Source organism: Sorangium sp. So ce394 (assembly GCF_051474665.1).
GTDB classification, from domain to species: Bacteria; Myxococcota_A; Polyangia; order Polyangiales; family Polyangiaceae; genus Sorangium; species Sorangium cellulosum_D.
This window is the reverse complement of record NZ_CP150339.1, coordinates 13,097,869-13,120,442: the sequence shown is the minus strand read 5'-3', so window position 1 is coordinate 13,120,442 and position 22,574 is coordinate 13,097,869. Positions and strand designations below refer to the sequence as shown.

Below are 22,574 nucleotides of genomic sequence, written 5' to 3'. Positions count from 1 at the left end.
CACGCCCGCCCGCGCCGCGCCTCACGCGAGCGGGCTCCGGTGATGCGCGGGGTCGCAGCGGCGGACCCCGGACGCCGCGCCGCTCCGCTCGAGCTCGTCCTCCTCGTCGCCGGCGAGCCAGGGCGACGGCCGCAGGAGCAGCTCGTCGACGACGTCGAGGAGCGTGTCGACCCGGTGCGCGCACGTGTGGCGCGAGAGCACCGTCCGGCGCCCGTGCTCCGCCACGCCGCGCGCGAATCCGGGGTCCGCGAGGAGCGCGCGGAGGTGCTCCGTCATCTCCGCGCCGGTGCGCGCGACCAGGTAGTCGCGGCCGGGCGAGAAGAGGCGCTCGGCGTCGGTCCACGGCGCGCTCACGAGCGGGATCCCGCACGCGAGCGCCTCGAACGGCCGGATCGTGGGGATGCCGGGGAGCAGCGCGGCGTACGGCCGCCGCGGGACGTGCACCGTGACGCGGGCGCGCGCGTAGGCGTCGGGGACGAGGTGGTTGGGCAGCCAGCCGGCGTACTCGATGCCGGCGTCCGCGAGCGCCGCGAGCGCGTGGTCGGGGTAGCGCACCCCGTGCACGCGCGCGCGCAGCCCGAGCGCCCTCACCGGCTCGATCAGGAACTCGCGGAGCTCCGCCGTCCGCTCGCCGTCGCCGAAGTTGCCGATCCACACGAGGTCGCGCTCCTTCTCGACCCCCGGCAGCGGCCGGAACACGCGCGCGTCGGCGGCCTCGTGCCACACCACGGCGCGCCGCGCGACGCCGCGGCGCAGGTAGAGATCGCAAAGGCTCTTTCCGAAGCCGAGCACGCAGTCGTACCCCGAGAGATCGCGGCGCACGATCGCGGCCGGATCGGTGAGCAGGCGGTGGTGCGTGTCGTGGAAGAGCAGGCGGTAGCGATCGGTGCGCGCGCGGTGCTCGCCGAGGCGCCGCACGAGCTCGGGGTCGTTCCGCTCGTGGACGAGCACGACGTCGACGCCCGCGAGCGCGGCGTCGAGGTCCAGCGCCGCGGGCGCGTAGCGGCGCGGGCAGAGGCGCGGGTACACGGCGGCCGACTCCCACGGCGCGGCCGGGCCGCTTTCGGCCTCGAAGCGCTCGGCGCTCGCGGCGTCCTCCGGCTCGAAGGCGAGGACGTCGTGGCCGCGGGCGTCGAGCTCCGCCGCGATCCCGCGGAGGAAGTGCGCGTGCCCGTGGTCCCAGTCGGAGAGCAAGGAGTGACAGAAGAGGGCTATTCGCATGGTGTCCCGCAAGGCGTGGGCGTCGAGGGAGAGCAGGCCCGCGAGGCGGCCTCCGGCCGGGCCGCGAGCGCGACGGCGTAGACCTCGAGGTAGCGGCGGGCCATGGCGTGCGGGCTGAAGCGCACCGCGCGCCGGCGGGCGAGCGCGCCGAGCGCCTCACGGCGCGCGGCGTCCTGGATGAGCTGGTCGAGGGCGCCGAGGAGCGCGCTCGGGTCGTCCGCGGGGACGTAGACCGCGGCGTCGCGCCAGAGCTCGCGCAGGCTGGGCAGGTCGCCGAGCACGAGCGCGCAGCCGGAGAGGCCGGCCTCGAGGACCGACATGCCGAACGGCGCGTACCGCGCCGGGAAGGCGTAGATGGCGGCGCGGCCCATCCACCACGCGAGCTCGCCCTCGTTCATCCACCCGAGCGAGCAGAGGCTCTCCCCGGCGCGGCGGCCGACGCCGCCCGGGGCGACGTCGCTCCCGGCCACGAGCACGGGCCACGGGAGGCGCGGCGCGACCTTCTCGAGCGCCGCGAGGTTCTTGGCCTCGTCCCAGAGCCGGCCGGCCGCGAAGACGAACCGCTCCTTCGGGGCCGGCGCGAACCGCCGGCGGTCGCGCGCGTGCGGGACGACGTGCCCGCGCCCCAGGCCGAGCGCGCCGTACTCGCCCGCGAGGGCGCTCAGCATGGCCGCGCTCGGCGCGACCACCGCCTCGGCGGCGCGGAGCCCCTCCGCGACGCGCGCCCGGTAGACGTCGTGCCGGACCGGCGCCGGCCGCCGGTGGACGGCGCGCCACCACGACAGCACGCAGGCGTGCGCCACGACGACGCGCGGCGCCCGGAACGGCAGGGCGGCGTGGCAGTAGCCGTTCAGGTGGACGACGTCGGGGCGCGTCCGCTCCTCCAGGTCGAGCAGCCAGTCGCCCGCGGCCGCGACGTCGTCCCAGGGGTCGTCCATCCACTCGAGCCGGTAGGCGCTCTCGACGAGCTCGAGCCCCGGGATCGCGGCCGCGGCCGCGCGCGCCGCGGGCGCCAGCGGCCCGCCCATGACCGCGAGCGCCGTGGCCACGCCGGCGCGCGCGAGCCCGGCGGCGAGCTCGAGCGCGTAGGTCCACACGCCGCCCTGCGTGTCGGCCGTCATGAGCACCCGGCCGGGCCGCGGCGCCGCCGCGCCGGAGAGGTCGCCGTCACCACGCGCCATGCTCGAGCTCCGAGAGCGGCAGCGGCGGGCCGTCCTGCAGGTCGCTGAGCGCCCGGTGCTCGGCGATGTAATGGGCGTGCGCTCGCTCCCAGGCGCCGTCGTCGGGCGCGCCCCACCGCCGGGCGTACGCCGGAGAGCCGGGGTACGGGAACATCGGGACCGGCTCGTTCGCCCACACGCCGAGCCCGAGCAGGCGCTGCCGCCACGACGCCGCCTCGCCCGGGTCGTCGGCGTCCGCGTGGATCAGGCTCGCCTGGACGAACGGCACGCTCCGCCGGGCGTGGACGAGCAGCCCGGTCAGCTCCTCGACCGACGCGACGCGCCGCCTTCCGGGCGCGTCGCTCCCGTCCGCCGAGGCGCGCTCGATGCCGGCCTCGATCGAGACGCAGCCCGCGCGGCCGAGGAGGTCGAGCATCTCGCGCGACCAGGCGTCGATCCGGAGCTGGACGCCGAACACGACGTCGCGCGCGCAGAGCGCCTCGAGGAGCGCCCGGTCGGGCAGGAAGAGCTCGTCGATGAAGTAGACGTGGCGGACGCCCTGGGCGAGGAGCGCGTCGAGCTCGTCGAGCACGGTCGCGAGCGGTCGCCGCCGGGGCTTGTCGCGGAGGCGCGCCGCCGCGCAGGAGGCGCAGGGGTGGGGGCAGCCGCGCGAGGTCTCCATCTCGGCGCTCGGCCCGTCGGGCACGGCGTCGAAGCGGTGGTGGTGGTGGGCGTGGCGCGCGATCGTCGCGGCGTCCCATCGCAGGGGCGGCAGCGCCCTCATGCAGGCGGCGTAGGGGCCGCCCTGCACGTGATCGACGCCGTTCCTGCGGTAGGCGATCGACGGGATCTGCCAGAAGCGCGACTCGGTCGCGCCCGCGAGCAGGACGAGGATCTCCTCGCACTCGCCGAGGACCACGACGTCCACGCCGAGCTTGCGGAGCGCCGCGCGCGGCGTGGCGGAGCCGTGGGGCCCCACCGCGACGAGCAGGCCGCCGTGGCCCCGCAGCGCGGCGGCGGCCGCCATGGGCACGCGCAGCTCGGGCGGCGGGCAGCGCCAGAGGAGGTAGCTCGGCGCCGTGGTGATCACCGTCATGTCCGGGCGGAGCGCGGCGACCTCGGCGCGCACGACGCCGAGGTCGATCCCGCGCGCCTGCGCGTCGATGAGGGCGGCCTCGTGGCCGGCGCGCTCGAGCAGCGCCTTCGCGTACCCGAGCTCGAGCGGCAGGTGCGCCTCGCGGCAGCCGGCGTAGACGCTGCCCTCGAAGCGCCAGGGCGGGTTGACCAGCGCGACCTTCACGAGGCGACCCCCAGCCGCCGGTCCGCGCGGCTCAGCCGGACGGACGCGGGCACGTCCCCGTAGACGGCCCCGAGGCGCTCCTCGACCCCGAGGCGCCATTGATAGAGCGCGCGCAGCCCGTCGCGGAGCGCGACGCGCGGCGTCCAGCCGGTGAGCGCCTGGAACGCGCTGCAATCGGAGACGTAGTAGCGCTGATCGCCCGGCCTCCACGCGGCGAGCGAGACGACCGGGCGGCGGCCGTCGAGCTCGGCGATGAGATCGAGCAGCTCGACCGGGCTCACCGCCCTCTCCGGGCCGCCCCCGATGTTGAAGGCGCACCCCGAGGCGGGCTCGAGCTCGCGCCGCGCGAGCAGGAGGGCGTCGACGAGGTCCTCGATGAACAGCGCGTCGCGGACCTGCAGCCCGTCGCCGTAGAGGGTGATCGGGTCGCGGCGGATGGCGCGCGCGACGAAGTGGGCGATCCACCCCTGGTCCTCGTTGCCGAACTGCCGGGGGCCGTAGATGCAGCTCATCCGGAGCACCGCGGCGCGGAGGCCGAAGGTGCGGGCGTAGTCGAGGACGTACTGGTCGGCGGCGCCCTTGGAGCAGCCGTGGGGGCTCCGGAGATCGAGCGGCTGCGCCTCGGAGATGCCGTGCTCGCGCGCGCGCTCGCAGAGGGGCTGGTACCGGTCCTCGCGCCGCTCGAGCGGGAGGTGGGCCAGCGCGCCGTAGATCTTGTGGGTCGAGGCGAAGAGGAGCGGCGGCGGGCGATCGAGCCTCCGGAGCGCCTCGAGCACGTTGAGCGTGCCGCGCGCGTTCACCTCGAAATCGAGCGCCGGGTCCGCGACGCTGCGCGTGACGGCGACCTGCGCGGCGAGGTGGAAGACGAACGAGGCGCGCCGCACGGCGTCGCTCACGGCCTGCTCGTCGCGGACGTCGCACAGGAGGACCTCCACGCCGTCGGCGTGGCGCTCCCGGAGGAGATCGACGTTCCGCTCGACGAAGGCGCGCGAGAGGTTGTCGAGGACGAGGACCGGCTCCCCCTCGCGGAGGAGCCGATCGGCGAGGCTCGAGCCGATGAAGCCGGCCCCTCCGGTGATGAGGACGGGCGGCTTCACAGCGAGAGCCCCCTCGCCTCGAGCTCGGTGCGCGCCTGGGCGGCGCCGTCGCGCGCGATCTGCCCTTCGATCCAGCCGGCGAGCTCGAGGAGCCCGCGCTCGAACGGGACGGACGGCGCGAACCCGAGGACGCGCCGCGCCTCGCGGGTGTCGGCGAAGCAGTGCCGGACGTCGCCCACGCGGCACCGGCCGGTGATCTCGGGCTCGATCTCGCGCTTGCCGAGCGCCTTGCAGAGCGCCTCGGCGACGTCGAGGATGGAGCGCGGGCGGCCGGTGCCGATGTTGAGCGCCTTGCCGGCGGCGGCGTCCTCGGCGAGCGCCTTCGCGCAGGCCTCGGCGACGTCGCGCGCGCTCACGAAGTCGCGCTGCTGGAGCCCGTCCTCGAAGACGAGCGGAGGGCGGTTGTTGAGCAGGCGCGAGGCGAAGATGGCGATCACGCCCGTGTAAGGATTGGAGAGCGCCTGTCGCGGGCCGTACACGTTGGCGAGGCGGAGCGCGACGACGGGGATGCCGTAGGCGCGACCGGCGATGAAGCAGAGCCGCTCTTGATCGTACTTGGAGAGGGCGTAGACGGACTCGAGGGCGGGGATCTTGTCCTCGGGCGTCGGCACGGGGACGAGGGGCTCGCCGTCCGCGGCGCAGATCTCGAAGGCGCCGCGCTTCAGCTGCTCGACGGGCCGGCTGCGCGGGGCGACGAGCTCGCCGCTGGCCCGGCGGTAGAGGCCTTCTCCGTAGACGCTCATGCTGGAGGCGACGACGAGCCTCCGCACCGGCTGCTCGGCGAGGGCCTCGGCGAGCACGGCGGTGCCGACGGTGTTGACGGACGTGTACCGCTCGACGCGGTACATGCTCTGTCCGACGCCCACGGCGGCGGCGAGGTGGACGACCGCATCGACGCCGTGGAGGGCGCGCCTCACGGCGTCGCGGTCGCGGACGTCGCCGACCATGAGCTCGACGGCCGGGTCGAGGTGCGCGGGGCGGCGCCGGTCGGGGCCGTGGACCTGGGGTACGAGGCAGTCGAGGGCGCGGACGCGGTGGCCTGCGCGGAGCAGCTCGTCGGCGAGGTGGGAGCCGATGAATCCGGCGCCACCCGTGATCAGGACATGGTCAGGCATATCATGCTCCGTTCCGGTCTGGACGAGCAGCGGGCGGCGAGAGAGAGCACCTCGCGAGCGGGCGGCGCAGGACGGCGCGGCGGACAGAGCGTCCGCGCGCCGCGATCTCCCCCCGGCTCCGCGCCTCGCTGCGCTGGAGTCTCCGAGGGGACACCGATTAACATGCGGTCTCTGGGGTCGCAAACCGATCGGAGGTGCTTTGTCTCGAGAGGGAACTCGGGGCGGCGCGGGCCTTAGCGGGGGTCCGGAGGCGCCGGAGGGTACGCCGTCCCCCGTCTCTCGCCTCTCACTCGCCCTCCGTCTTCCGTCTCCCCTCTTCCCTCTTCCCTCTTCCGTCTTCCGTCTCCCCTCTTCCGTGCGCGTGCGCGTGCGCGAGTAGTGGCCAAATTTGAACATGAAGGCGGGAAGGCGGGAAGAAAAACTTAATGATCTTCCCGCCTTCATGTGGACTCTCTCTGGGCAAAGTTGACCACTACCCGTGCGCGATTCCCCCGGAATCGGCGCGCACGCGCACGCGCACGAAGGACGAGCACGGAAGAGGGAAGACGGGGGACGGGGGACGGGGGACGGGGGACGGGGGACGGGGGACGGGGGACGGGGGACGAGAGGCGGACGATGTCTGCATGAAGCCCGAGCGAAAACCGCTCTAGAACACCGATCGCCTGTTCGAGCGAGAAATAAACCGCCAAGGCACCAAGGACGCCAAGACATTGCCTTCTTCTTGGCGTCCTTGGCCCCTTGGCGGTTCGAAACTCTGCTCGCTTCAGGCGGGTCCAACCCGCTCCTCGCCCCACCGCCATCGCGCAACCGGCGATGAGCTCGGGTGAAGCGGAGCTGGAGCGCCCAGCGCGGGGCGTTCAGCCCGGACGGCCAGGGTCCGGCATTCCGAACATCGACGGGGACTGCGCTGGAGGAGAGCGGGCTTCGGGGTGTCCGGGGAGGGGCGGACGGGCCGCCGCCGAGGCTCAGCTTGCGGTCGGCTGGCCGGTCAGGCGCAGGTAGATGTACACGTAACCGAGGGCTGCGATCGGCCCGGCCACGAGCGTGCCGACGCAGCAGGCGAGCATGCCCGCCACCACGAGCGCGAAGACGAGCAGGCCATAGACGAAGATGCCGCCCTTGTGTCCGGTCGTGATTCGCCAGCTTTCCTTCATCGCGTCGACGGCGCCCAGGTTCTTATCGACGATGCACATGTTCGTCATGCTCAGGCCGAGCGCGAGGATGACGCCGGGGACGATCAGGAGGACCATGCCGATGCCGATGGCCAGAGAGGTCAAGATCTGGGCGCCCAGGATGGACATGAACCACCGCCCGCCGCCGAGGATGTCGTTGAACGCGTACGGCTGGCCGCGCGCCACCTTCAGGAGGAGATTGGACAGGCCTCCGGCGAAGTAGCTGCCCACCACGAAGCCGAAGAGCTGCATGAGGACCTGAATGGCCGATCCGGCGGCCGGCGCGTCGCTCGCGAGCGCCGCCTGGAGGCCGCCACCGATGAAGTTGGGGAAGCCCGCCGCGAGCCCGACGACGGCCACGGCGCCGATGATCACCGCGGGATCGCGCTTCACCCGCTCCCAGCCGAAGGACGCGGCATCTCCCGCCCCCCACGACGTCGGGCTGCCCATGCCAGGCGGCGCACCGTAAGGGCCGCCGCCCGGCGGCGGACCGTAGCCCCCACCGCCAGGAGGCGCACCAAACCCCCCGCCAGGCGGCTGACCCCAGCCGCCGCCACCAGGAGGCGGGCCCCAGCCGCCGCCGCCAGGCGGCGGGCCGTAGCCGCCGCCGCCGGGAGGCGGGCCGTAGCCGCCAGGAGGCCCGCCGCCAGGAGGCCCGCCGCCAGGAGGCGGGCCATAGCCGCCCCCCGGGGGCTGACCGTAGCTACCGCCCGGCGGCTGACCGTAATTGCCGCCCGGGGGCTGGCCATAGCTACCGCCCGGCTGCCCCGGCGGCTGGCCGTAACCGCCGCCCGGCTGCCCCGGCGGCTGACCGTAGCCGCCCCCCGGCTGCCCCGGCGGCTGACCGTACCCGCCCGGCTGCCCCGGCGGCTGGCCGTAACCACCCCCCGGCTGCCCCGGCGGCTGGCCGTAACCGCCGCCCGGCTGCCCCGGCGGCTGGCCGTAGCTGCCGCCAGGCTGGCCCGGCGGCTGACCGTAACCACCCCCCGGCTGCCCCGGCGGCTGGCCGTAGCTGCCGCCAGGCTGGCCCGGCGGCTGGCCGTAACCACCCCCCGGCTGCCCCGGCGGTGGGCCGTAACCGCCGCCGCCCGGTGGCTGACCGTAACCACCACCGCCCTGACCGCCCCCTGATCCCCCGCCCCAGCCACCTTGGCTCATCTTGTCTCCACCGGGTGTGAATCCCAACGATGTCCGACCCAACCACCCCCACTATACGTGGAGGGCGCCGGCACGGAACAACTAACTTCTCCCTACGCAGCCAGCGCGCCGTAGCCCCCCGCACCGCCGCGCAGGATCGACCGTCGAAAGCCTGCCGGCATTGCGAGCAGCGCCGTCACGACGGATTGCGCAGCGCGTTTCTCGATGGACGGCAATCGACCCATCGAGGTCCATTGCGGGACACGCGCGCGAAACGGAACAGCACGAGACGGAAGAGCACGAAACGGTGACGGATCACCTCGACAGCACGCCGCTCAGGCAAAGCCCTGCGACGCTGCTCGTGAACGAGGTCCCGTCCTCGCGCTTCACCTCGGCGGAGTTGCCCGTGAGCGGCGACAGAAACACCCCCTCGACGACCCCGGCCCCCTGCTTCGCCGTCACGAAGCGGCCAACGAGAGCCCCCGGCGACACCGCCTCGACCGGCGCCCCCGGCGCGATCGCCTGCTCCTCGGGCAGCTCCACGCGCCGGAACCCCCCGAACCGCACAACCGTACCGCCATCCGCTTTTGGCACAATTTTACCGATGCACTGCCCAACCGGGGTGCTGACGGCCGCGTAGCGCACGGTGGCGTCGATCGGCCGCCGCCGCGACTCGCCCACGAGGACGGCGGCGATGGCGAGGACGAACGCGGCGATCGGGACCACCACCGCGGTCGCCACGACCGCAGCGGCGGCGCCGGACGTCGCGCGGCCGAACGACGCGAGCTCGGCGCTCACGGCCTGCTCGAACGACCGCAAGATCACCACCTGCCGCGCGCGCACGCGCTCGAGGACCGCCGGCGCGATCAGGTTGTCGGCGGCGCAGAAGCCGCACCGCGCGATCGCGCCGTCGCCGCCGCCGAGCGGCGCGCCGCACACGTGGCACGCCGCCGGCTCGCCCGGGGCCGCCGGCGGGCGCGCGGCGCACGCCTCCTCGATCCGCCGCTGCCGCCGGCGCATGAGCGCGAGCACGGCCGCGCCCGTCCCGACCGTGCCCAGCCACGCCGCCACCACCATGCCGCCGGTGACCAGGTTCCCCTCGGTATCGGGGCTGACCCAGACCCCCAGCAGGATGATCGCGGCGAGCGCCGTGATCGGCACCGACGCGAGCGAGAACACCACGAGGAGCCGCGCGTGCCGCCGCGACGCCGCGACCAGCATCCGCCGCAGCGCGTCCGAGAGCTGGCGCCGGCGAGCGTCGGTCTGGAAGACGACGTGCGCCGCGGCGCGCAGGCCCTGCGCCGCCTCCGCGGGCGGCGGACCGCGGTAGTGGCACGCCGCGCACTCCATGAGATCCGGGCTGGCGAGCGATACCGGCGCAGGACGCCCGCAACGCGGGCAGTGCACGGCGAGCATCGCTCGATTCTACGCCAGCCGCGTCTCGGCGCGTCAAGGCGCCCCGCCGCGCGCCAGGCGCAGCGGCGCGGGAGCGCGCGGCCTCGACCACATCGTGGCCGCGGCCGCCCTCACCGCGCCCGCCGCGCCGCCTTGCGCGCGCGCTTCCCCGCCGGCGCGAGCTCGCGGAGCGCCGCCGACAGCGACGAGAACGTGGCCAGGACGCCGAGGTCGACGCCGACGAGGCTCATCGCGATCTCGGGACGCACGCCGACCAGGTAGACCCGCGCCCCGAGCAGCGCGGCCGCCCGGCTGGTCAACCCCAGCGTGTCGGCGACCTGCGCGTCCACGAACGGAACGCCCGTGAGGTCGAGCAGCACGCGAAACGCCCTGTGCCGGCTCACCCCCTCGGACACCTTCTCGAGCACCTGCCGGGCGCGGCCGGCGTCGATCATCCCGATCAGCGGCACGAGCAGCACGCCGGGCAGCAGCGGGATGAGCGGACAGCCCAGCTCGCGCACCGTCTCCGAGAGCGCGCGCTCGATCGCGTACGCCTTCTGCAGATCGGCGTGCTGCGCCGAGAGCGACTCCACAAGCGCGTCGCGCTCCAGCGCCGCGCCGAGCAGCGTCCCCCAGATCGCGACCGTGCCCTCGTCGCCGGCCATCGCGACGTGCGTCGGGCCGACGAGCACCAGGATCCCCCAGTCGCGCCGCGCGGAGCGGATGGGCAAGAGCAGCACCATGTACGTGCCGTCGGTGGCCGAGGGCGGCAGCATGTCCGCCGGCGGAAACGCCTCCACCGGGCAGCGGCTGCCGATCGGCGGGGTCGGGCTGCCGTCGCGGCTGTAGGCGCCGGCGACGACGAGGCCCGCGCGCGCCTCCGGGTCCTCCCACAAGGCAAGGCAGCCCCAGACCACCGTGGTCGTACCGAGCCACGCGAGCGACCGCGACGCCTGCTGGGTGCCGCCGAGCAGGGCGAAGCTCACGTCGTAATTGGTCCTCGCGAGCACCCCGAGCCTCTGGACGACCTGCGTCTCGGCCTCGAGCCGGGCCCGCGCGATCGCGAGGCGCGCGAGCTCCAGGTAGGCGTCCACCCGCCGCCTGGCCGCGGCGTCGAGGGGCGCGCCGCGCCGCTCGTGGCGCTGGCCCAGCAGGCGGATCGCCGCCAGCAAGGTCCCGAGATCGGGCGTGATGCCGACCGCCTGCCGACAGGCGGCTCCGAGCTCGGCCGCCGAGGGCAGCGCGGCGCCGTGGAGCGCCGCGAAGTAGCCGTCGATCACCGACGCGACCGCCGGCCAGACCTCGCTCGGCGGGGTGTCGGGCGGGAGCGGCCGGGGAAGGAGCAAGAGCTCGACCATCTGCCGCGCCAGGGCGCCGCGCGCGTCCTCCTCGGACGCCGCGTCCTCCCGGTCGAGGAAGTCCTCGACCGTGTGGCACCCGCACGAGCTCCGCACGACGAGCGTGTTGTCCGTGTGCACGCCCTCGGCCGGGAAGGCCTCGCCGGCGATCATCGACGCGATGAGCTCGCACGCGGCGCTCCCCATCATCTCGAACCGCTGGCGCACGGTGGTCAGCGGGGGATCGACGCCCTGCGCCTCCACCACATCGTCGAAGCCGACGATCGCGAGATCCTCGGGGATGCGGACGCCCGCCGCCTTCAGCGGGGGCATCATGCCGAGCGCGTTCTTGTCGGTGCCGAAGACCGCCGCCGTGCACCCGGGCAGCAGCGCGAGGAGCGCGGGCGCGGCGCCCTGGCCGCCGCTGTACCAGTTGTTGTCGCTCCGGACGACGAGATCGGGATCGAAGGGGATGCCCGCCTCGGCGAGCGTGTCCTTGTAGGCCGCGAAGCGCTCGCGCACGTCGTACGCGTCGAAGTAGCCGACGAACGCGATGCGCCTGTGCCCGTGCTCGATCAGGTGGCGCACCGCGCTCCGCATGCCGCCGCGGTTGTCCGGGATCACGGCCGGGCAGTCGACCTCTGCGGCGCGGGTGCCGACCGTGATGAACGGGACCCCCGCGGCCGCGAGCGCCGAGAGGCCGTGCAGCTCGATGACGACGATCCACCCGTCCACCTGCTCCCGGGCGAGCGACGGCGCCTGGACCTCGGAGGGCGTGCCGCGCAGCACCAGCGTGCGGAGCCCGCGCTCCTGGGCCGACGCATGGAGGCCCATCAGGACGGGGTTCCAGAACGACCCGTCGAGAAAGGGGGTGATGACGCCGACGGTGACCGGGCGGTCCGCGGCGGCGGGCGCCGCGCCCTGGACCGGCGGGGCGGTCGTGCGGCGCGCGGGCGGGTGGGTGCTGCGCGCGGGAGGCAGGGAGCTGGCCCCTCGTCCCGAGCCCTGCCCCGGGTCGCCGGGGAGCTCGCCCCACTGCTCCGGCACCGCGACGCCGCTGTCCCGCCCGCCCTGACCCATCGTCGCGCTCCCCCCCGGTCTGCTTGACCCCATCCAGCTGAGCCTCCGGCCCGGAGGCCAGCGCCATCCCTAGCCGATCTCGGGCGGGCGGTGTGGAACGCAGCGGTGCCCTCGTTCCGCCCGCCCGAAGTCAGGCCGGGGATGGCCGGGCTCCCGCGCCGCTTCGCGGCGGCTCCGTTGTAGCCGCCGGTGGAAACGATGCTTTGCTCAGAGAGACCTTATGGTCTTCGCTCGGCAGTGTCGGGAGCGACGAAGTGAAGTGATGTTCGCGCTAACATGGAAACTTCTGCCCGACGCGGCAACCCGACGACGAGCTATCTTTTCGACGGTTCGCCTCGCTTGATCAAAATGTGCATAACCGGCATGCTCCGCGCATGAGCGTTGTCGTCCCGTCCCGTTGGTCGCAGGGTACCCTCGCCGCTTGCCTGGCTGCCGCGGCCTTCACGGGCTGCGCCGGCTCCGGGGAGGGGAAGGACGGAAGCGGGAGCGGCGGATCGATCGCAGGATCCACCGGCGGAGGCGGAAGCGGTGGTCAACCGGGCGCCGGGGGCGCGGGCGGTACCGCCACAACGGGAGGCGTCACGGGGGGCGGCGACGCGAGCAGCAGCAGCGGTGGGGTTGGTGGCGCGGGCGGCGCGACGGGCGGCGGTGGCTCCGCCGGCGACGGCGGCGGGACCACGGGCGGCGGCGCGGACGCCTGCCCGCCGGCGCCACCCCTGACCGGAGGCATGGAGTATTGCTCGAACAGCCGAGGCAATGCGGGCAATGGTTACGGTTACGAGCTCTGGGCGGAAGGCGGCGGGTCGGGCTGCATGACCGTGCACCGCGTCGACGCCACGTTCAGCGCGGAATGGAACAACGTCGAGGATTTCTTGGCGCGCGTCGGGCTCGACTACAACCAAACCCAGAAGCACACCCAGATCGGCACCATCTCGGCGGAGTTCGCGCATACCAAGACGGAGGAGAACGGCGGCCTGACGTACATCGGTATCTACGGCTGGACCGTCAACCCGCTGCGCGAGTTCTACATCCTCGACGACTGGGGGAGCGAAAAGCCGGCGGGGTTCTCCTCCGACGGGACGCCGCGGGACGAGGTGGGCACGCTCACCGCCGATGGCGAGACCTACGACGTGTGGAAGAAGACCCGCGTGAACAAGCCGGCCATCACGGGTCCGAGCGCGACGTTCGATCAGTATTTCAGCATCCGGCGGACGGCGCGCACGTGCGGCACCATCTCCGTCTCCGAACACTTCACCAAGTGGGAAGCGCTCGGCCTCCCCCTGGGGAATCTGCACGAGATCAAGCTGCTGGTCGAGGCCCAGAACAACAGCGGGACGGTCAAGTTCACGACGGCGAAGTTCACCGTGAAGTGAGCGTTCCGGCCGGCGCGATCACCTTTCCGGGGTTGAGGATGCCGCCCGGGTCGAAAGCATCTTTGATGCGGTGGTGCAGCGCGAGCGACGCCGCGCCGAGCTGGCGTGTGAGGAGGCCGCGCTTGAGCGTGCCGACGCCGTGCTCGCCAGTGATCGTGCCGCCCAGATCGAGCGCCTGCGCCATCACCTCGTTGAAGGTCGCGACCGCGCGCGCCTCGGCAGCGGCGTCGCTTCGATCGAACACGACAAGAGGGTGAAGGTTACCGTCGCCCGCGTGCGCCACCGTCGCGACGGTGGTCTGCCTCGCGGCGACGATCGCCTCGATTCGACGGAACATCTCCGGCAGCTGCGGCAGCGGCACGGCGACGTCGTCGACGAGCACCGTGCCGAGCTGCTCGAGCGCCGTGAGCGCGAGGCGGCGCGCGGTGAGCAACATCTGCCCCTCGCCCTCGTCCTCGGTGGTGGCGACCACCGTCCCGCCGGCGGCCTCGCAGGCCGCCTGCATGCAGGAGAGCTCGGCGGACCCGGGAGCGTCGCTCTGCGCGATGAGCATCGCGGCAGCCTCGGTGTCGAGGTCGAGCGGGCGGAAGCGCTCGACGGCGCGGATCGCCGTGCGGTCCATGATCTCGAGCATCGACGCGTCGACCGACCGGACGATCGCCGCGACCGCCCGCCCCGAGGCCTCCAGCGACCCGAACGTCGCGACCAGCGTGGTCGCCGGCGGGCGCCGCCGCCGCAAGCGCAGCGTGATCTCGGTGATCAGCGCGAGGGTGCCCTCGGAGCCGACCAGGAGGCGCGTCAGATCATAGCCGGCGACGTCCTTGCGGCTGCGGCCGCCGGTGCGGAGCGCCGTCCCGTCCGCGAGCACCGCCTCGAGGCCGAGCACGTAGTCGGACGTGACACCGTATTTCACGCAGCACAGGCCGCCGGCATTGGTGGCGACATTGCCGCCGATCGTCGAGATGGCGTAGCTCGACGGGTCGGGCGGATACCACAGCTCCCGTTCCTGCGCCGCGGCCTTGAGCTCGCCGTTGAGCACCCCCGGCTGGACGACGGCGAGCATGGCCGCCTCGTCGATCGCGAGGATCCGGTTCATGCGCTCGAAGCTCACCACCACGCAGCCGTCGGTGGCGGTCGCCCCGCCCGCCACCCCGGTCCCGGCGCCGCGCGGCACCAGGGCGGTGCGGTGCTTGGTCGCCCACCGCGCCAGCGCCTGCACGTCGGCGGTCGAGGACGGCCGCGCCACGGCGAGCGGCCAGCCGCCCGGCGCCCACAGGGCCTTATCGTGGCGATACCCCTCGATGACGTCCCGATCCGTGACGAGGCCATCGCGCAGCGTGAGGGCAAGCTCATCGAGCGGGCTCATGTGCCGTAGAACTCCGAGAGGTGCGCCCTGAGGAGCGTCGCGCCCGACTTCGCGTTACCGCGCTCGATCGCGCGCAAGAGCGCCCGGTGCTCCTCGACCACCCGCGGGCGGATCGCCGCGAACGAGCGCGCCCGCAGCGCCTCTTCGAGGTGGAGCCGGATGCTGTCCTTGACCGCGACCATCACGAGGGAGAGCGCCTGGTTGCCAGAGGCCGCGACCAGCGCGGCGTGGAACGCGATATCGACGTCGTAGAAATCGGTGGGCGAGATATGCTCCCGCGCCATCTCCTCGAGCGCGGCGCGCGCCTCATCGAGGTGAGCGGCGACAGGCGCGGCCGCCGAGCGGGTCATCGCGGCGGTCTCGATCGCGACGCGAAGCTCGATGAGGTCCGGGAGCGACACGTTCCGGAGCTGGACCACGTGGGTGAGCGCCTCGCAGAAGCGATCGACCGCCGCGTCAGGGCTCGCGGCCTGCATCGGCGAGGTCCGCCCGCGCGACGCGAGTAGCCCCTGCGCCTGGAGGTGGCGGAGCGCCTCGCGGATCGTCGCGCGGCTGACCCCGAACTGCTGAGCGAGCTCGCGCTCGGGCGGCAGGCGCTCGCCCGACGAGAGCGAGCGATTGAGGATCGCGTCACGGATTTGGTCGGCGACGTCGACGTAGATCGCCGAACGGGACACGGTCCGGAAGCGTGGCACGTTGGTCATATTGTCCTTTGGTCAGACCAACGTACTTTCGGCCATCGGCGCGGTCAAGGAAAATCCAGAATCCCTGCCGGCCAGCTTGGGGTTCGCCCCGGAGCGCTCCTCGGGCGAAACTATTCACGTGAGCATCGAGAACGTCGAAGATCTGCGCGTGCTTGTGGAGACGGCCCGCCGCGGGACGCTGACGGCGGCGGCGCGGGTCCTGGGCGTCACGCCGGCCGCGGCCAGCGCCATGCTCAAGCGGCTGGAGACGCAGCTGGGCGAGCGGCTGTTCGAGCGGTCCACGCGCGCGCTGCGCCTGACGCCGGAGGGCCAGATCCTCCTGGACTACGCCTCCCGCGCGCTCGACCTCCTGGAAGAAGGCGAGGCGCAGCTCGCGTCGCAGCGCCGCTCGCTCGTGGGCACGGTGCGCGTGGCGGCGCCGTCGGATCTCGCGCGCAGCGTGCTCTTGCCCTGGCTCGACGAGTTCGTGGCGGCCCATCCGGGCGTGCGCTTGGCCCTGTCCGTGACCGATCGCGTGCAGGACGTGATGCGCGACGTGGTGGACCTGGCCTTGCGTTACGGCGAGCTCAGCGATTCGCGGCTGGTGGCCCGGGCGCTCTCCACGACGCGCCGCGTGCTCTGCGCTTCCCCCGCGTACCTTGCACGGCACGAGCCGCCGCGCTCGCCCGAGGATCTGGCCCAGCACAACTGCCTGACCTTCCACGTCAACCACAAGCGGCATGTGGCCTGGCGCTTCGAGAAGGGCGGCGCATGGACCGAGGTGCGCGTCGACGGCGACCGCGACGCCGACGACGCGGCCATCGCCCACCAATGGGCCCTCGCCGGCGCCGGCCTGCTCTACAAATCCGAGCTGGATCTGGTGCACGATCTGCGCGAGGGCCGTCTTGTGCGCCTGCTGCCCGGCTGGCAGGGTGAGCCCTATCCGCTCAACGCCATCCTGCCGAGCCATCGTTTCGTGCCGGCGCGGGTGCGCGCCCTCGTCGACTTCCTCGCGGCGAAGCTCCGCGACCTCTCGCCTCAGAAGCCCGGTGTGCCCGGCGCCAGGGGCTTGAAGCGATAGACCAGGTAGGGCGCCTTGTTCCTGGCCACGCCGTCGGCCTGGAGCGCGCTGGTGAGGGACAGCTGCGCCGCGCCGGTGTACATGGCGCCGTCGCTGTTGTAGGTGACGCCGTCCGGCCAGACCATGTCCGGGTCGCTCACCAGGCGCTCGTATTTGCGGGTGCCCGACGGGATGACGCCCACGGCGCGCTCGCCGACCTCGGTGAGGTACAGGTTGTCGTCCCGGTCGATGGCCAGGCCGCCGTTGAAGGGCTTGTCCGCGTAGGTCTCCACCTTCGCCCCGAGCTGCGCGGCGGTGAGCGACGTGTCGAGAAGGTCGCTCATCCGGATCCGGTACATCTTGTAAGCGTTGAGCGGGGCGAAGTAGAGCCACTCGCTCTTCGTGTCGAGGGCGATGCCGTCCACGCCCACGTACAGGTCGGCGGAGCCGCTCGTCGGTCGACCCACGTCCCAGCGGATGGGCTCTTTCAGGGGCATCACGCTGGGATGGCCTTGCAAGAGGCGCCGGCTGTCGCCGGTGGAGAGGTCCACCACCACGAGCGCCGCCTTGTCGCCGACGCCGCCCGAGCCTTCGCCGATGGCCTCATCGGCGATCACGATCACGTTGTGCTTCAGGTCCACCACGAAGTCGTTGTGCTGCGACTCGGTGAGGGTGGCTTCCGGTGAGATGGGTACGACGCGCTCGAGCTTGTTCTGGTGGGTGTTCCACCCGACGAGCTTGGGCACGAGGCCAGCCGGGCGCCCCGCCGCCTTGTCCGTGGATTTGGCCGAGTCGAGCAGCCAGAGGACGCCGTTCTGGTCCGTGTGCAGGCCGAGCACCCAGTCCAGGCAGGCGTTGAAGTCGGATTTCCAGCTGCCGTCGGCGTTCTTGCAGCTTTGCCACTCCGCGCTCGGGTACGGTGTGGTGGACTCCCGGTCTGGGTTGAGCAGCGCGACCTGCACCTCGGGCGCGTAGAACGGGTGAAAGCCGATGATGACCCGTCCGTCGGGCATCTGGGTGATGCCGCCGACGCCGGTCGCGTCGAGCCGAGCATAGACCTCGAGTGTGGGCTGCGGCGGCCGCGCCGGGCTGGCGCTGGCGCCGCAGGCCGCCGCGCCCGCGACCAGGGCCGCGCCCGCGGCCAGGGTCAGGCTCGCGAGCTCGAGCTTGAGATGGGCAAACCGATGCATGCTTGTCTCCTCGTCGTGGTGGTCCTCCATGCTTGAGGAGCGCGCCCTGCCGGACAAGCGACGGCACGCGGAAACAGTTTCAGCGTTTCGTTGAGGATGGCTCGACCCGCGCGCCGCGCCGGCGTCCGGTCGCACCACGAGATTGCGCGCTAGCGCGCGCCCCGCCGTGCCTTGAGCGAGCGCCCCCCCGCGGGCGCGAGCTCCCGGAGCGCCGCCGACAGCGACGAGAACGTGGCCAGCGCGCCGAGGTCGACGTCGACGAGGCTCATCGCGATGTCGGGCCGCACGCCGACCAGATAGACCCGCGCCCCGAGCATGGCGGCCGCGCGGCTGGTCATGCCGAGGGAATGCGCGACCTGGGCGTCCACGAACGGCACGCCCGTGAGATCGAGCAGCACGCGGAGCGCCTCGTGCCGGCTCACCCCCTCGGCCACCTTCTCGAGCACCTGCTGGGCGCGGCCGCCGTCGATCATCCCGATCAGCGGCACGAGCAGCACGCCGGGCAGCAGCGGGATGAGCGGACAACCCAGCTCGCGCACCGTCTCCGAGAGCGCGCGCTCGCTCGCATAGGCCTTCTGCAGGTCGACGTGCTGCGCCGACAGCGACTCCACGAGCGCGTCGCGCTCCAGCGCCGCGCCGAGCAGCGTCCCCCAGATCGCGACCGTGCCCTCGTCGCCGGTCATCGCGACGATCGTCGGGCCGACGAGCGCCAATATCCCCCAATCGCGCTGGGCAGAGCGGATCGGCAAGAGAAACACCGAATACGTGCCGTCCGTCGCCGAGGGCGGCAGCATCGTCTCCGGCGGGAACGCCCCCAGCCGGCAGCGGCTGCCGTCCGGGGGGACCGGGCCGCCGTCGCGGCTGTACGCGCCGGCGATGACGAGCTCCGCGCGCGCCGCCGGATCGTCCCATAAGGCAAGGCAGCCCCAGACCACCGTGGTCGTCTCGAGCCACGAGAGCGACCGGTATTCCTGCTGAGTGCCGCCGAGCAGGGCGAAGCTCACCTCGTAATTGGTCCTCGCGAGCACCCCGAGCTGGTGGACATACTGCGTCTCGGCCGCGAGCCGGGCCCGCGCGATCGCGAGGCGCGCGAGCTCCAGGAAGTCTTCCACCCGCCGCCTGGCCGCGGCGTCCAGGGGCGCGCGGCGCCGCTCGGGGAGCTGGCCGAGGAGCCGCGCCGTCGCCAGCAGGGCGCCCAGATCGGGCGTGATGTCGACCGCCTGCCGATAAGCGCGCTCGAGCTCGGCGGCCGGCGCCGGCGCGGCGCCGCGGAGCGCCGAGAAATACATGTCGACCACCCGCGTGACCGCCGGCCATACGTCGGTCGGCGGGGTGTCGGGCGGGAGCGGCCGGGGCAGGATCAAGAGCTCGACCAGCTGCCGGGCGACGGCGTCGACGGCGTCGTCCTCGGGCGCCTCGTCCCTCGCGTCGAGGAAGTTCTGGATCACATTGCATCCGCACGAGCTCCGCTGGATCAGCGCGTTCGCCGTGCGCACGCCCTCGGCCGGGAATGCCTCGCCGGCGATCATCGTCAAGATGAGCTCGCACGCGGCGCTCCCCATCATCTCGAACCGCTGGCGCACGGTGCTCAGCGGCGGATCGGCGCTCTGCGCCTCCGCGACGTCGTCGAAGCCGATGATCGCGAAATCCTCGGGGAGGCGGACGCCCGCCGCCTTCAGCGCGGACATCATCCCGAGCGCGTTCTTGTCCGTGCCGAAGACCGCCGCCGTGCACCCGGGCAGCAGCGCGAGGAGCTCGGGCGCGACGGCCCGGCCGCCGCTGTACATGTTGTTATCGCACGGGATGACCAGATCGGGATCGAAGGGAATGCCCGCCTCGGCGAGCGTGTCCTTGTAGGCGTCGCGGCGCTCGCGCACGTCGTACGCGGCGAAGTTGCCGACGAACGCGATGCGCCGGTGCCCGTGCTCGATCAGGTGGAGCACCGCGCTCCGGACGCCGCCGTGGTTGTCCGGGAGCACGGCCGGGCAGACGATGTCGGCGGGACGGGCGCCGAGCGTGATGAACGGGACCCCCGCGCGCGCGAGCTCCGAGAGGCCGTCGAACTCGATGATGACGATCCACCCGTCCACCTGCTCCCCCCCGAGCGAGGGCGCCTGGACCTCGGACGGCGTGCCGCGCAGCACCAGCGTGCGATGGCCGCGCTGCTGCGCCGCCTCGTGAATGCCGATCAGGACAGGGCCCCAGAACGCGCCGGAAAGGAAGGGGGCGACGACGCCGATGGTGCGAGGGCTGGCCGCTCCGCGCGGGACGTCGGCCCGGCCCGCTGCGCCGGAGGTTCCCCTGGCCCGCCGCGACGCGGTGCCGGGCAGATCACCCCACTGCTCCGGCAACGGCACTCCACTGCGCTGGCGACCCTGACCCATTTCTGACGGCCTCCTGCTGTCAACCCCTGGTCGCCCTCCCCACGACGGCTGCGGACCCTTCCAGCGTACACGCTGGACCGGGGGCCCGGGCGAGAAGTCTGGCATTCTGCCGCGGAATCCGCGGCGAACCGTCAGACCGCGGACACGGCCGCCCCACGATTGCCGCGCCGTCGGCGGAGCGCCCCGCGGCGCGAGGCGCTCCGCCGGCGGCGCGTCGGGCGAGCCGCGCGCCCGCGCGTCGGGCGAGCCGCGGGTGCTATCGTTGTGCGATGCGGTACCGCGACGAACGGGACGCGCTGCGCGGGCGCGTGGACAGCCTCGAGGAGCAGCTCGCGTCGGCCAGGAAGGAGCTCGAGGATCAGGGGGACGAAGGCCGGGCGGCGCGCGTCGAGCAGCTCGAGCGTCAGATGGACGAGGCCCGCCGCGTGCTCGACCAGCTCGGCCGCGAGCTCGACGATTTGCGGGGCGGGCCGAAGCGCTCGCTGATCGTGCCGGTCCTGGCGACGATCGCGGGCGTCGGGTTCTGCGCCATGGTCGCGGGCTACGCGATGAGGCGGCCGGAGTCTTACGCGATCAACGGCCCGCCGCGGCCGGTCGCGGCCCCGCCGCCCGAGCCCGTCCCCGTGTCTCCGGCGCCCCCGCCCGAGCCCGCGCCGCCGCCGCCGGAGCCGGCCGCGCCCGCCCCGGAGAAGCCGCTCGCGACCCGGACCGCGACGTGGAAGGCGACCGTGGCGCGCGCCACGGGGCTCCCCCTCTCGGCCGGCGCGCCGTGCACCGTCGAGGCGAAGCTCACGAGCTCGGGCGACGACCTCCGCGTGCCCGCGCTCGACGTCGTCTGCGGCGGGAGGGCAATCTATCGATCGAGCGATCCGCTCAATGGCATGTCGATGTTCCGCAGCGGCGTGGAGGAGGACGGGGGCGCGGCGCCCGGCACCTATGTTTATGCGCTCTCCTACGACGACAAGGGAACGCGCGCGGGGGAGCGGGCCGAGGTGTCGCTCGACAGCCTCGGCCGGACCGGCGCGGTCTGGCGCGACTCGGCGCCCGCGTACCGCGTCGAGCTCACGCTGTCTCCCCAGAGCGCGCCCGTGGGCGGGGAGCCGCTCCTCGACGCCACCGGGAAGGCGCTGCGCCGGTCGGCGCGCGTCACCGAGACCACGGGCCCGAGCCCGGTGAAGGCGGGCGCGAAATGCGCGCTGCGCTCCTCGTGGATTCCACGGTCCGACAAGTGCCGCACGCGCATCGAGTGCGGCGGCCGCATGCTCTACGGCGCCGGCACCACCGGCATGTCCGGGTGCGCGGTGGAGGAGGGCCGGGTCGTCCGCGTCCACGACGCGAACACGACCCAGAACGGCGGGGATCCGGCGCTCGATCTCGACGTCGCCGCGGGACGGGCGACCCTGCGCGACGAGGGGAAGGGCGGCGCGTGGACCGCCGGGATCGAGCTCGATCCGAGCGAATAGGCATTTCGGCGGTTCAAAAGGAGAGCCGCGCCGACAGCCCGGCGATCGCGCCCGAGGCCGCGGGCACGATCCGGAGCTCCACGCCGCCTCGATCCTCGCTGCGATACGTCCGCGGCATGTTGAGGAACACGAGGACCGCGCCTGCCGCCAGGGTCGCGCCGCCGGCGATGAACAGGCCGGTGGCGACGCGGCTCTCCGTGAGCCCCCGGCTGGTCGTGTCCGTCGTCGTCGGAGCGCAGCTCGACGTGCACGTGTCTTCGAACTGCTGCTCCGCCGCTTCCATGTGCTCGTCGGCTTGCCAGCGCAACACCGCGCCCGCCAGCCCGAGGCCCGCGCCGGCCCCGACCACGGCCCACGGCTTCCAGGCGGCCCACCGGCGCACCGTGACGAGGCCGTCGGCGCTCAGCGTGAGCGCGCCCGAGGCGTGCGCCCCGGCGAGCACGACGACGGGCTCGACGAGGGGGAAATACCCCTCCTTCCGCGCGCTGATGACATGCTCTCCCGGCGTCACGAACCGGCGCGCCGAGCCCGGGCCGACGAACCACGGCCTCCCGTCGAGCAGCACCGCGGCGCCGAGCTCATCGCAGCGCATCTCGACGACGGCCAGCTCCCGCTCGACGAGCTCCTTCATCAGCGCGCGCGCCTCTTCGAGGTCCTCCGGATCGAGCGACGCCGGCCCCCACCGGAGGGACAGGCGCAGGTTCTCGTAGGCGAGCAGCGGCATCCCCATCATCTTGAGCACCCTGCCCAGATAGAACCGGAGATCCGGGTGCTCCCACAGGGCGAGCGCCTCCTCGTACTTCTTCTTGGCGTCGCCGAGCACCATCCTTCGGTGCAGGTCCCGCCCCTGCATGAAGAGCTCCAGCGCCGCCTGCTTGCGCTCCTCGGGGACGCCCTCATGCCAAGGGGGCAACGCCGCCTCGGCCTGAGCCCACGCGGGCGCGGCCCGGGACGCGAGGACCGCGATCGAGAGCCATGAACAGATCGCGGCGCGCGTGCTCGTCGGCGTCCTCTGCACGGGGGATGGTTCGATGATCCCCC

16 protein-coding genes and 1 pseudogene are annotated in these 22,574 nt (G+C 73.3%); 4 read left to right on the top strand and 13 right to left on the bottom strand.

Translation table 11 applies throughout. The features are described 5' to 3' along the window. Positions 1-21 precede the first annotated feature (21 nt). From WMF33_RS48520 to WMF33_RS48500, 5 genes are read right to left on the bottom strand one after another with little or no spacing between them, the layout of a single operon-like run. The gene (locus WMF33_RS48520; RefSeq protein WP_437334933.1) at positions 22-1,221 is read right to left on the bottom strand and encodes a CgeB family protein; all 1,200 of its coding nucleotides are present in this window, start codon (positions 1,219-1,221) and stop codon (positions 22-24) included. Further along, a complete protein-coding gene (locus WMF33_RS48515) occupies positions 1,212-2,402 on the bottom strand; it encodes a glycosyltransferase family 4 protein (protein ID WP_437334932.1) in 1,191 nt (396 codons plus the stop codon). The genes WMF33_RS48520 and WMF33_RS48515 overlap by 10 nt, the downstream gene beginning before the upstream one ends. Further along, entirely contained in the window at positions 2,389-3,681 is a 1,293-nt protein-coding gene (locus WMF33_RS48510) for a TIGR04295 family B12-binding domain-containing radical SAM protein (RefSeq protein WP_437334931.1), read from the bottom strand. Before WMF33_RS48510 ends, WMF33_RS48515 begins: the two co-directional genes overlap by 14 nt. Next, positions 3,678-4,778 carry an SDR family NAD(P)-dependent oxidoreductase gene (locus tag WMF33_RS48505; protein WP_437334930.1) on the bottom strand — a complete coding sequence of 367 codons (1,101 nt, stop codon included), beginning with the start codon at positions 4,776-4,778 and terminating at the stop codon, positions 3,678-3,680. Before WMF33_RS48505 ends, WMF33_RS48510 begins: the two co-directional genes overlap by 4 nt. After that, complete coding sequence (locus WMF33_RS48500) at positions 4,775-5,893, bottom strand: NAD-dependent epimerase/dehydratase family protein (protein WP_437334929.1); 1,119 nt, start codon at positions 5,891-5,893, stop codon at positions 4,775-4,777. The genes WMF33_RS48505 and WMF33_RS48500 overlap by 4 nt, the downstream gene beginning before the upstream one ends. Before the next feature lie 268 nt (positions 5,894-6,161). Here WMF33_RS48500 and WMF33_RS48495 point away from each other — a divergent pair. Next, positions 6,162-6,251: pseudogene (locus WMF33_RS48495) on the top strand (hypothetical protein); the annotation flags it as partial. 607 nt (positions 6,252-6,858) lie between these two features. Here the strand turns inward: WMF33_RS48495 and WMF33_RS48490 are convergent. From WMF33_RS48490 to WMF33_RS48480, 3 genes are all read right to left on the bottom strand, one after another. Beyond that, positions 6,859-8,223 carry a YciC family protein gene (locus WMF33_RS48490; RefSeq protein ID WP_437334928.1) on the bottom strand — a complete coding sequence of 455 codons (1,365 nt, stop codon included), beginning with the start codon at positions 8,221-8,223 and terminating at the stop codon, positions 6,859-6,861. A 294-nt stretch (positions 8,224-8,517) separates the two neighbouring features. Then, entirely contained in the window at positions 8,518-9,618 is a 1,101-nt protein-coding gene (locus WMF33_RS48485) for a hypothetical protein (protein WP_437334927.1), read from the bottom strand. A 110-nt stretch (positions 9,619-9,728) separates the two neighbouring features. Further along, positions 9,729-12,014, bottom strand: a complete 2,286-nt coding sequence (locus WMF33_RS48480) for a substrate-binding domain-containing protein (RefSeq protein ID WP_437339590.1) — start codon at positions 12,012-12,014, stop codon at positions 9,729-9,731. 374 nt (positions 12,015-12,388) lie between these two features. On the opposite strand from WMF33_RS48480, the gene WMF33_RS48475 reads away from it, so the two are divergent. Continuing rightward, positions 12,389-13,387, top strand: coding sequence for a glycoside hydrolase family 11 protein (locus tag WMF33_RS48475; protein WP_437334926.1), 999 nt, complete (start codon positions 12,389-12,391; stop codon positions 13,385-13,387). On the opposite strand, the gene WMF33_RS48470 is transcribed toward WMF33_RS48475, so the two are convergent. Continuing rightward, positions 13,374-14,753: an FAD-binding oxidoreductase gene (locus WMF33_RS48470; protein WP_437334925.1), complete on the bottom strand. Its 1,380-nt coding sequence runs from the start codon at positions 14,751-14,753 to the stop codon at positions 13,374-13,376. The two genes, WMF33_RS48475 and WMF33_RS48470, sit on opposite strands and share 14 nt — an antisense overlap. After that, entirely contained in the window at positions 14,750-15,457 is a 708-nt protein-coding gene (locus WMF33_RS48465; protein WP_437334924.1) for a FadR/GntR family transcriptional regulator, read from the bottom strand. Before WMF33_RS48465 ends, WMF33_RS48470 begins: the two co-directional genes overlap by 4 nt. A 118-nt stretch (positions 15,458-15,575) precedes the next feature. Here WMF33_RS48465 and WMF33_RS48460 point away from each other — a divergent pair, with 118 nt between their 5' ends. Then, complete coding sequence (locus tag WMF33_RS48460; RefSeq protein ID WP_437339589.1) at positions 15,576-16,517, top strand: LysR family transcriptional regulator; 942 nt, start codon at positions 15,576-15,578, stop codon at positions 16,515-16,517. Here the strand turns inward: WMF33_RS48460 and WMF33_RS48455 are convergent. Next, entirely contained in the window at positions 16,475-17,686 is a 1,212-nt protein-coding gene (locus WMF33_RS48455; RefSeq protein WP_437334923.1) for an L-dopachrome tautomerase-related protein, read from the bottom strand. The two genes, WMF33_RS48460 and WMF33_RS48455, sit on opposite strands and share 43 nt — an antisense overlap. Positions 17,687-17,835: 149 nt before the next feature. After that, positions 17,836-20,070 carry a substrate-binding domain-containing protein gene (locus tag WMF33_RS48450; protein ID WP_437334922.1) on the bottom strand — a complete coding sequence of 745 codons (2,235 nt, stop codon included), beginning with the start codon at positions 20,068-20,070 and terminating at the stop codon, positions 17,836-17,838. Between the two features lie 269 nt (positions 20,071-20,339). Here WMF33_RS48450 and WMF33_RS48445 point away from each other — a divergent pair, with 269 nt between their 5' ends. Then, the gene (locus WMF33_RS48445; RefSeq protein ID WP_437334921.1) at positions 20,340-21,533 is read left to right on the top strand and encodes a hypothetical protein; all 1,194 of its coding nucleotides are present in this window, start codon (positions 20,340-20,342) and stop codon (positions 21,531-21,533) included. A 13-nt stretch (positions 21,534-21,546) separates the two neighbouring features. Here the strand turns inward: WMF33_RS48445 and WMF33_RS48440 are convergent, their stop codons facing one another. Then, on the bottom strand, positions 21,547-22,551 hold the full coding sequence (locus tag WMF33_RS48440; protein ID WP_437334920.1) for a hypothetical protein: 1,005 nt from the start codon (positions 22,549-22,551) through the stop codon (positions 21,547-21,549). Positions 22,552-22,574: the final 23 nt, after the last annotated feature.

What these genes read in the sequence shown, in the direction of transcription:
- WMF33_RS48520 (WP_437334933.1), bottom strand. Translation starts at nt 1,221, where the DNA reads ATGCGAATAGCCCTCTTCTGTCACTCCTTGCTCTCCGACTGGGACCAC.
- WMF33_RS48515 (WP_437334932.1), bottom strand. Translation starts at nt 2,402, where the DNA reads ATGGCGCGTGGTGACGGCGACCTCTCCGGCGCGGCGGCGCCGCGGCCC.
- WMF33_RS48500 (WP_437334929.1), bottom strand. Translation starts at nt 5,893, where the DNA reads ATGCCTGACCATGTCCTGATCACGGGTGGCGCCGGATTCATCGGCTCC.
- WMF33_RS48490 (WP_437334928.1), bottom strand. Translation starts at nt 8,223, where the DNA reads ATGAGCCAAGGTGGCTGGGGCGGGGGATCAGGGGGCGGTCAGGGCGGT.
- WMF33_RS48485 (WP_437334927.1), bottom strand. Translation starts at nt 9,618, where the DNA reads ATGCTCGCCGTGCACTGCCCGCGTTGCGGGCGTCCTGCGCCGGTATCG.
- WMF33_RS48480 (WP_437339590.1), bottom strand. Translation starts at nt 12,014, where the DNA reads ATGGGTCAGGGCGGGCGGGACAGCGGCGTCGCGGTGCCGGAGCAGTGG.
- WMF33_RS48475 (WP_437334926.1), top strand. Translation starts at nt 12,389, where the DNA reads ATGAGCGTTGTCGTCCCGTCCCGTTGGTCGCAGGGTACCCTCGCCGCT.
- WMF33_RS48470 (WP_437334925.1), bottom strand. Translation starts at nt 14,753, where the DNA reads ATGAGCCCGCTCGATGAGCTTGCCCTCACGCTGCGCGATGGCCTCGTC.
- WMF33_RS48465 (WP_437334924.1), bottom strand. Translation starts at nt 15,457, where the DNA reads ATGACCAACGTGCCACGCTTCCGGACCGTGTCCCGTTCGGCGATCTAC.
- WMF33_RS48455 (WP_437334923.1), bottom strand. Translation starts at nt 17,686, where the DNA reads ATGCATCGGTTTGCCCATCTCAAGCTCGAGCTCGCGAGCCTGACCCTG.
- WMF33_RS48450 (WP_437334922.1), bottom strand. Translation starts at nt 20,070, where the DNA reads ATGGGTCAGGGTCGCCAGCGCAGTGGAGTGCCGTTGCCGGAGCAGTGG.
- WMF33_RS48445 (WP_437334921.1), top strand. Translation starts at nt 20,340, where the DNA reads ATGCGGTACCGCGACGAACGGGACGCGCTGCGCGGGCGCGTGGACAGC.